Here is an 8952-nt window from a genome sequence, read left to right as displayed (position 1 = left end):
CCGAACGACCAGCCACGCTCGTAAGCTGCACACATGTACGTAGCGTCGGCGCCCGGCCCCTCGCTGGCCGGCCGCGTGGCCTGCCTGTGGACGCACTCAGTGGCTCAGACGTCGTAGAGCTCGAACTCTCGCCTGCCCTTTCTCACCTGCGCCGATCACGTCGAGTAGTGCTCTGATCAGGCAATATAGCTCTCAACGTTTCCCACGGACTTCCGACGTTTTACAGCCTCGGACGGAACCAGAACGGAACTGACGGCCACGCGCCCGTTGTCGACGCAAGCCTTGAGCGCGCAACCAGCCTATTCAAGGTCTTCGGGAGACACCACATCTGGATCGCGCGATATACATCCGGGATCAGAGACCCCGCTCAGCCGAAAGCTGGCGAGGCGCGGTGCGTGATCTGTAACGGCCGGGCCTGGTCAATATCTCACCCGGCCCGGCCGCCACCTCACGCCATTAGTAGTAGATGTTCCAGCGCTGGTTCCAGCTTCCGTGGCACTGGTAGACGACAAGCGGTCGGCCGTTGGTGTAGCTGGCGCCCGAGATATCGAGGCAAAGCCCGCTCCGCAGATTGACGAGCTGGACCCAGCTGCTCCCCAAATCGGCCGGTGCCGGCACGGCTGTCCAGCGCTGATTGCTGGCGCCGCTGCAATCCCATTGCTGCACGCGGGTGTTGTTGCCGATCGCCCCATCGATCGCCATGTCGAGACACTTGCCGGAGAGCTGGTTCTTCAACTCGTAGACGACGTGGTTGTCCGCATCGATGTATTTCACGGTGATGATCCACCGCTGATTCCCGACCTCGACGCCCGGGCTGGCGGTGCGCAGCTGCCACAGCTGAGCCGGGGCACCGTTCGCCATCCCATTCGCCGTGGATGAGTCCATTTTTGTGTCGAGCACCATCTTGGTGCCGCTCTGTGGAAGCACGCTGATGTATGTGGTGATCGAGGCGTTCGCGGGGGCTTGACTGATGAACACGGTGGCTAACGCGACGAGGCTGGCAGCCGCGACCGCGAATAGCTTCCTGGTACGCATAAATCTCCTATTCCTCTGCCGACGTCGAGGTATCCGGCCTGGTGCCGATCCCCGCAGTCGCGCATGATGACCTTCCTTCCATATCCAGCTATCGTCAAGATCTTTTGGATCAATATCTTCTAGGCTGCTGCGGATGAGGGTTGGTCGCTTAGTTAGCCGCGAGTGGTCCTCGTGCGCCAGCTCTCGCCCTGCCAATCCCATTTGCCGTCGACCCATCGTGGAGCGGCAGCGCAGGGACCTAGGCCCTGTTTCGAAGTCGGCTGAGTGACGGCGTGTCGCGCCCGGACAAGCAGAGAGGTCTCCGGTAAAGGGTTCATCGACCAAGAAGAACCTGAACACCGGAGACCTCGTGGCCACCTTAGCGGTGACGAGGCGGTTCGACCTGACCGATGCGCAATGGGCGCGGCTGGGGCCGCTGTTGCCAGCGCCGAGGAGACCAGGGCGTCCGTCGAGGTGGACAAAGCGGCAGCTCATCAACGGGATCCGATGGCGGGTACGGGTCGGGGCTCCCTGGCGGGACGTTCCGGAATGCCACGGCTCCTGGCAGGCGGCGTACGGGCTGTTTCGGCGCTGGCAGCGTGCCGGTGTCTGGCAGAAGATCCTCACCAGGCTGCAAGCCCTGGCCGACGCCGCCGAACTGATCAACTGGCAGGTCGGGGTCGACTCCACCATCGTGCGCGCCCACCAGCATGCGGCAGGCGCGCCGCGTAGACCCCATCTCCAGGCCGAACCGCCGGGCGGAGTGGGCACCGAGCCGGCCGACCACGCACTGGGACGCTCACGCGGTGGCCTGTCCACCAAGCTGCACCTGGCCTGCGAGCAGGGCCAAAGGTTGCTGTCGCTGGTGCTGACCGCCGGGCAGCGAGGCGATGCCCCACAGTTCGAGGCGGTCATGGCCGGCATCCACGTCCCCCGGCTCGGGCTCGGCCGGCCCCGTACCCGGCCCGAGATCGTACGCGCCGACAAGGCCTACTCATCCCGGGCTATCCGAGCTCGCCTGCGTAGCCGCGGGATCAGGTGCACCATCCCCGAACCAGCCGATCGCATCGCCGCGCGCTTACGGCGCGGCAGCCGCGGCGGTCGTCCGTTCACGTTCGCTTCAAGGACATGGGTCCGCGCGGCGAAGTGCGCGAGCCTCGTTGGCCGGGAGAGATGCTCAAGGACTACTGGAGCGCAGGTGAGCAGAAGGGGCAGCTAGGCGGGCGGCGTCAGCGGTAGGTCTTCTTCCAGCAGTCGGACCACGACCGGGCGCGGCTGTTACATCCCGCTGAGGGACGAGGCGACCGAGGAGTTCCACATGCGGACCAGGTGGCGAGCTGCCACTACTTCGGGGTCCGTGATCAGCGGGCGCGGTAGCATGGAAACGGCCCGGCATCGATCTTGATGCAGGGCCGTTCTGTTCCGGTTTTGTGCCGGCCGACGTTGCTCAGCGATGCAGAACAACGACAACCGGCCACGACGTTCACCAGGTCAGCGCCGGTTTCCCGGGAGATCACCGAGGCCGTGAAACCCCGCCGTCACACGTCGTAGTAGAGCTCGAACTCGTGCGGGTGCGGGCGGAGGCGGATCGGGTCGATCTCGTTCTCGCGCTTGTAGGCGATCCAGGTCTCGATCAGGTCGGGCGTGAACACGCCGCCTTCGAGCAGGAACTCGTGGTCGGCCTCCAGCGCGGCGAGGACCTCGGGCAGCGACCCGGGGACCTGCGGGACCGCGCCGGCCTCCTCGGGAGGAAGCTCGTAGAGGTCCTTGTCGACCGGCTGCGCGGGCTCGATCTTGTTGCGGATGCCGTCGAGGCCCGCCATGAGCTGCGCCGCGAACGCGAAGTACGGGTTGCAGGACGGGTCGGGCACGCGGAACTCGATGCGCTTGGCCTTGGGGTTCGACCCCGTGATCGGGATGCGGATGCAGGCCGAGCGGTTGCGCTGGGAGTAGACCAGGTTGACCGGCGCCTCGTACCCCGGCACCAGGCGGTGGTAGGAGTTCACCGTCGGGTTGGTGAAGGCCAGCAGCGCGGGCGCGTGCTTGAGCAGGCCGCCGATGTAGTAGCGGGCCATGTCCGACAGGCCGGCGTAGCCCACCTCGTCGTAGAAGAGCGGCTCGCCGTCCTTCCAGAGCGACTGGTGGCAGTGCATGCCCGAGCCGTTGTCCCCGAAGAGCGGCTTGGGCATGAAGGTGACCGTGTGGCCGTACTCGACCGCGGTGTTCTTGATGATGTACTTGTACAGCATCAGGTTGTCGGCGGTCTTGAGCAGCGTGCCGAAGCGGAAGTCGATCTCGGCCTGGCCGGCGGTGCCCACCTCGTGGTGCTGCATCTCGGTCTCGATGCCGGAGTCGATCAGGCGGCGGACCATCTCGGAGCGCAGGTCGGTGAAGTGGTCCATCGGCGGGACCGGGAAGTAGCCGCCCTTGTAGCGCGGCTTGTACCCGAGGTTGCCGCCCTCCTGGGCCTTGCCGGTGTTCCAGGCGCCCTCGATCGAGTCGATGTGGTAGTAGGCCTCGCTGGAGCTGCTCGCGAAGCGCACATCGTCGAAGATGTAGAACTCGGCCTCGGGGCCGAAGAACACGGTGTCCGCGATGCCGGTGCCCTTGAGGTACTCCTCAGCCTTGCGGGCGACGTTGCGCGGGTCGCGGCTGTAGGCCTCGCCGGTCAGCGGGTCGTGGACGAAGAAGTTCATGATGAGGGTCTTGTGCTGGCGGAACGGGTCCAGCACGGCGGTCGACGGGTCGGGCAGCAACAACATGTCCGACTCGTGGATGGCCTGGAACCCGCGGATCGACGATCCGTCGAACATGAGACCGTCGGTGAAGACGCTGGCGCCAAAGTTTTCCACAGGGAAGGTGAAGTGGTGCGTCGTGCCGGGCAGGTCGGTAAACCTGACGTCGACGAACTGCACCCCTTCGTCCCTGATGAACTTCAGGACGTCGTCGGCGGAGCTGAACATCCAACCTCCCAGGGGCACGGGCTTGCAGACTCGAAGGTAGGCCTGTGCCGTTTCCACCCCATGTCTCGTTTGTTTCACGGGTGTTAAGCGGAGGGGGGTGTGCCGCCGGAAGGACCAAAGCGGCCTCTCGGTATCTTACCTGCATGAACAAGCAACCGAGATGGACGCAGACGTGGATCAGCGGCACCCGCGCCACCGGCGTCGATCTCGGGTACCCAGGCGAGAGACTGGGGCTCCCGAAGGAAGGTCCGGGGTCGGTCTCCGGGTTCGGCAGGCGGCTCGGCGCCATCACCGTCGACTGGCTCATCTGCACCTGGGCGATCGCCCGCGGCCTGCTGGGCGCCGACCCCCGCAGCGCCGGCTGGGTCGGCCTCGGGGTCTTCGCCGTGGAGTACATCGTGCTGGTCGGCACCCTGGGCTCGACGTTCGGCATGAAGCTGTTCGGCATCCGGGTCGCCGCGCTCGACGGCGGCAGGCCCCCGTTCGGCTCGGTCCTGCTGCGCACGCTGCTGCTCTGCCTCGCCGTGCCCGCCCTGATCTGGGACCGCGACCAGCGCGGCCTCCACGACAGGGCCGCCCGCACCGTCGTCGTCCGGGGCTAGGAGCCGCGGAGAGCGGCCGGTCCGTACGGCCCGGAGCGGCCGACGGCCGGCCGTACGGACCGGAGTGGCCGCCGTTAGGCGGAAGGGCCGCCGCCGTTCACGCAGGAGAAGATCGCCGTGCCGGGAATGTGCCGGCCGCGCAGTGGGCTCCAGCCGCCCCACGCGCGGTCGTGGCCGGTGGGCCACTCGGGCTCGGTCAGCGACGCGAGGGTCAGCCCCGACGCCACGATCAGCCCCACCCAGTCGCCCAGCGTGCGGTGGTGCTCCACGTAGGAGGGCTCGCCGTCCTCGTCGTGCTCGACGTACGGCGAGCGGTCGAAGTACGAGCGGTCGGAGGTCAGGCCGCGCGGGCCGGGATCGTCGGGGAACGCCCAGCGGATCGGATGGCTGACGGAGAAGACGAACAGGCCGCCCGGCCGCAGGACCCGGCGGGTCTCGGTCAGCACGGGCCCGGCGTCGGCGACGAACGGCAGCGCGCCGAACGCCGAGCAGGCCAGGTCGAACGAGCCGTCCGCGAAGGGGATGCGCCCCGCGTCCGCCTGGACGAGGGGCAGTCGCGTGCCGAGCTCCTCGTCGATGCGCCTCGCGTGCTGGAGCTGGCGGTGGGACAGGTCGAACGCGGCCACCTCGGCCCCCTGGCCGGTGAGCCACCGCCCGCACTGCCCGGCCCCGCAGCCGATCTCCAGCACCCGGCGGCCGCGCACGTCGCCCAGCAGGCGGGCCTCGGCCTCGTCGAGGCCTTCGGGGCACCAGACGAAGCCCGCGTCGCGCAGGAACCCGCCGTGCTCGGCCTGGTACTCGTCCGCCGCGGAATCCCACCAGCGGCGGTTGGCCCGCACGGTCGGCTCACCGGCCACCGCGCGCCGGTCGACTCCGGAGATGCCCGGCATCACCGCATCTTGCCGCGGGGCATGCGAGCGCCCTTCGGCATCGGGCCCTTCGGCACGGGAATCGACTGCGGCAGCGCCTTGAGCCGGTAGTTGATCTCGGAGACCGCGGGCTTCTTCAGGTTGCGGGGGAGCTTCATCAGGTGGCGCTGGAGCTTCTTGAGGGGGATCTGCCCCTCTCCGTCGCCGCACTGGATGTCGTACACCGGGACGTCGATGGCGACGCGCTGCACGCGCTTCTTCTCGGCCACGAGCATCTTCTGCACCCGGGCGCCCGGGCCCTCGGACACAAGGACGACGCCCGGGTATCCCACGGCGCGGTGCACGAGGTCCTGGTCGCGGGTGACCGCGACGGCGGGGGTGACCTCCCAGTTGCCGCGCATGCTCTGCAGGATCGCCGCGGCGGCGCCCGGCTGGCCGCCGAGCATGGAGTACTGCGCTCGCTGGGCGAGCTGCCCGAAGATCACCATGCCGACCGTGATGCCGACCATGACGCCGAGGACGGCCAGTTGCCACACCAGGCCCGTCACGAGCCCGAGGACGACGAAGACGGCCACGGTGGCGACCGCCGACGCGTAGACGATCGGCATCCCCTTGGGGTTGGCCTTCATGATGATCTGAGCGATCATCCGGAGTTGCTTGATGCGCCCCGGGCGCTCTGGGTCTGCGGGCTTGGCCATGGTTAAAGGATACAAATGCGGAGCTGAAGAAAGGAAAACGTGACCTGAAGACCGGTCAGACCGTGACCGTGAGGGTCGCCGTCAGTCGCCGGTCGGCCACGCTGCGTCCGATCTTGGGTGTCTCGCCCCCCGGGAACCGCGCGCCGGCCCGCGTCCGCCCGCTCACCGAAGGCCCGCTCGGGTGACCGCGTGCTGAGCGGCCGGACCTTGAAGGGACAGCCCGAGCGCGCCCAGGAGCACCGTGAGGTCCACGCCGTACAAGGGGGACCCGCCACAGACGGGAACCCGGCTCAGGCCGCCCTCAGGGGCCGTCCTCAGGCCGTCTGGCGCGCCTCGACGGCCTGCCGGTACAGACGGCCGGCGCGGTAGGAGGACCGGACCAGCGGCCCGGACATCACCCCGGCGAAGCCGATCTCCTCGGCCACCCGCTGGAGCTCGACGAACTCCTCGGGCTTGACCCAGCGGTCGACGGGGTGGTGGCGCGGCGTGGGGCGGAGATACTGCGTGACGGTCAGCAGGTCGCACCCGGCGTCGTGCAGGTCGCGCATCGCCTGGACGATCTCCTCGCGCTCCTCGCCCATGCCGAGGATGAGGTTGGACTTGGTGACCAGCCCCGCCTCCTGTGCCATCGTGATGACCTGGAGGGAGCGGTCGTAGCGGAAGGCCGGGCGGATGCGCTTGAAGATGCGCGGCACGGTCTCGATGTTGTGCGCGAACACCTCGGGACGGCTGGAGAAGACCTCTTCGAGCTGGTCGCGGTGGCCGTTGAAGTCGGGCACCAGCAACTCGACGCCGCACCCGGGGACCTGGGCGTGGATCTGCCGCGCGGTCTCGGCGTACAGCCACGAGCCGCCGTCGGGCAGGTCGTCACGGGCGACGCCGGTGACGGTGGCGTAGCGCAGGCCCATCTGCGCCACGGACTCGGCGACCCTGCGCGGCTCGTCCCTGTCGTACTCGGCGGGCTTGCCCGTGTCGATCTGGCAGAAGTCGCAGCGGCGCGTGCACTGGTCACCGCCGATGAGGAAGGTGGCCTCGCGGTCCTCCCAGCACTCGGAGATGTTGGGACAGCCGGCCTCCTGGCACACCGTGTGCAGGCCCTGGTCCTTCACGAGCGACTTGATCTCGTTGAAGTTCGGCCCGTTCCTGAGCCGGGTCTTGATCCACGGGGGCTTGCGCTCAATGGGGGTCTGGCTGTTGCGCACCTCCAGGCGGAGGAGCTTACGGCCTTCAGGAGCAACGGTCACGCGCTCAAGCTTACGTCTCCGCGCCCGCTGACCCGGCCCGGGGTCATCCGAGGTGCGGGAGGCCCGGCCGGAGGGTCACATGCGGCCGGACAGGAGGTCCTCCTCCTGGACGTCGAGGCCTTCGGCGCCGAGCGCCTCGGCCAGCCGCTTCTCGGCGTAGGGGAGGACCTCGTCGACCGTGATGCGCCGCCCGGTCTCGGCCGACAGCGAGGTCACCCCCGCGTCGCTGATGCCGCACGGGATGATGCGGTTGAACCAGCTCGGGTCGTTGGCGCAGTTGAGCGCGTAGCCGTGCATCGTGACCCCTCGCGCCACCCGGATGCCGATCGCGCCCAGCTTGCGGTCGGGCAGGCCGCTCGCGGGGTCGCCCGCGACCCAGACGCCGCTGCGCCCCGCGACACGGCCGGCCGCCACGCCGAAGTCGGCGCACACCTGGATCAGCGACTCCTCCAGCAGGCGGACGTACGCGATCACGTCGAGCGCCTCGGTCAGCCGGACGATGGGATAGCCCACGAGCTGGCCGGGACCGTGCCAAGTGATCTTCCCGCCGCGGTCGACGTCGATGACGGGGGTGCCGTCGACGGGACGCTCCTCGGCACGCGTGCGCTTGCCCGCGGTGTAGACCGGGGCGTGCTCCAGCATGAGGCACGTGTCGGGGATCACGCCCGCGACCCGGCGGGCGTGGACCTCACGCTGGAGTTCCCACGCCTGCTCGTAGGGGACGTCGACTCCGAGACGGACGAGCGCGAGCCTGCCAGCCCCGCTTCCCGTGGTGCTTTCGTGCCTGGCGCGCTCAATCACGGAGCCAGCCTAACGCGAGGTCACGCGGTCAGCAGGCGGGGTTCGACGCGGAATTCCTTCACGCGCCCCTCGTCGTCACGCTCGATCTTGTAGGCGTACCCCTTGGGGTCGACCGTGACGGCCTGGATGAACTCGCGCCCGACGTAGTGCAGGGCCACACCCTCGTCGGCGGCGTACCCCTCGGGGAGTTCGCCCGAGGCGATGGAATCGTGCAGCAGGGCCCGGCGCTGCGGGTCGGAGTTGTAGTGAACTCCACAGGAGTAGGGCAGCAGGCCGAGGCCCTCCGACCACGGGCGCAGGGTGGGGCCGAAGGAGTCGGTGTTGCCGCCGACGTGCCAGCACAGCGCCCCGGCGCTCTGCCCGGACAGCACCACGCCCGACCGCCAGGCCTCCTCGAAGGCCTCGTCGAGGCCGTGCAGCCGCCACAGGGCCGCCAGGTTGGCGACGCTGCCCCCGCTCACGTAGATGACGTCCTGCTCAAGGATCCACTCCCTGGGGCTCTCGACATTGGGCATCGGGAACAGGGCGAGATGGCTCACCTCGACGTCCCACGTGCGGAAGGAGCCGTACATCTTCAGCAGCCAGTCGGCGTCGTCACCGGTCGCGGTGGCGAGCAATCCGAGCTTCGGCCGATCTTGGCCGGTCAGATCGAGTGCGTAACGGAGCAGAGCCGACGCCTCCAGGAAGCCATGACGCGCGGTCGGACGGAACGAACCGCCGCCGATGGCGAGAATGTGGGACTGGCCGAGCCTGCTCATGAT

Annotated in this window: 8 protein-coding genes and 1 pseudogene; 2 read left to right on the top strand and 7 right to left on the bottom strand. The window is 68.5% G+C overall.

Annotation, left to right across the window (positions count from 1 at the left end):
* Positions 1-456: 456 nt before the first annotated feature.
* On the bottom strand, positions 457-1035 hold the full coding sequence (locus tag AB0B89_RS07315) for an RICIN domain-containing protein (protein WP_358549482.1): 579 nt from the start codon (positions 1033-1035) through the stop codon (positions 457-459).
* A gap of 349 nt (positions 1036-1384) precedes the next feature.
* Between AB0B89_RS07315 and AB0B89_RS07310 the strand changes: the two are divergent.
* Positions 1385-2122, top strand: a pseudogene (locus tag AB0B89_RS07310) (IS5 family transposase); the annotation flags it as partial.
* A 430-nt stretch (positions 2123-2552) separates the two neighbouring features.
* On the opposite strand, the gene glnA reads toward AB0B89_RS07310, so the two are convergent.
* The gene (gene glnA, locus AB0B89_RS07305) at positions 2553-3977 is read right to left on the bottom strand and encodes a type I glutamate--ammonia ligase (protein ID WP_358549479.1); all 1425 of its coding nucleotides are present in this window, start codon (positions 3975-3977) and stop codon (positions 2553-2555) included.
* A gap of 143 nt (positions 3978-4120) precedes the next feature.
* Between glnA and AB0B89_RS07300 the strand changes: the two genes are divergently transcribed.
* Positions 4121-4579: an RDD family protein gene (locus tag AB0B89_RS07300; protein ID WP_358549476.1), complete on the top strand. Its 459-nt coding sequence runs from the start codon at positions 4121-4123 to the stop codon at positions 4577-4579.
* Positions 4580-4653: 74 nt separating this feature from the next.
* Here the strand turns inward: AB0B89_RS07300 and AB0B89_RS07295 are convergent, their stop codons facing one another.
* From AB0B89_RS07295 to AB0B89_RS07275, 5 genes are all read right to left on the bottom strand, one after another.
* Positions 4654-5469 carry a class I SAM-dependent methyltransferase gene (locus tag AB0B89_RS07295; protein WP_358549473.1) on the bottom strand — a complete coding sequence of 272 codons (816 nt, stop codon included), beginning with the start codon at positions 5467-5469 and terminating at the stop codon, positions 4654-4656.
* Positions 5469-6146, bottom strand: coding sequence for a DUF4191 domain-containing protein (locus tag AB0B89_RS07290; RefSeq protein WP_358549471.1), 678 nt, complete (start codon positions 6144-6146; stop codon positions 5469-5471). Before AB0B89_RS07290 ends, AB0B89_RS07295 begins: the two co-directional genes overlap by 1 nt.
* Before the next feature lie 314 nt (positions 6147-6460).
* On the bottom strand, positions 6461-7390 hold the full coding sequence (lipA, locus tag AB0B89_RS07285) for a lipoyl synthase (RefSeq protein WP_358549468.1): 930 nt from the start codon (positions 7388-7390) through the stop codon (positions 6461-6463).
* A gap of 75 nt (positions 7391-7465) precedes the next feature.
* Positions 7466-8191, bottom strand: coding sequence for a lipoyl(octanoyl) transferase LipB (gene lipB, locus AB0B89_RS07280; RefSeq protein ID WP_358549465.1), 726 nt, complete (start codon positions 8189-8191; stop codon positions 7466-7468).
* A 20-nt stretch (positions 8192-8211) separates the two neighbouring features.
* Positions 8212-8949 (bottom strand): peptidase E, encoded by a 738-nt coding sequence (locus tag AB0B89_RS07275; protein WP_358549462.1) that lies wholly within the window; start codon positions 8947-8949, stop codon positions 8212-8214.
* Between the last annotated feature and the right edge of the window lie 3 nt (positions 8950-8952).

This window comes from Sphaerisporangium sp. NPDC049002 (genome assembly GCF_040649355.1).
GTDB lineage: Bacteria > Actinomycetota > Actinomycetes > Streptosporangiales > Streptosporangiaceae > Sphaerisporangium.
The sequence above is the reverse complement of the archived record's forward strand: the minus strand, read 5'-3'. Positions and strand labels throughout refer to the sequence as shown.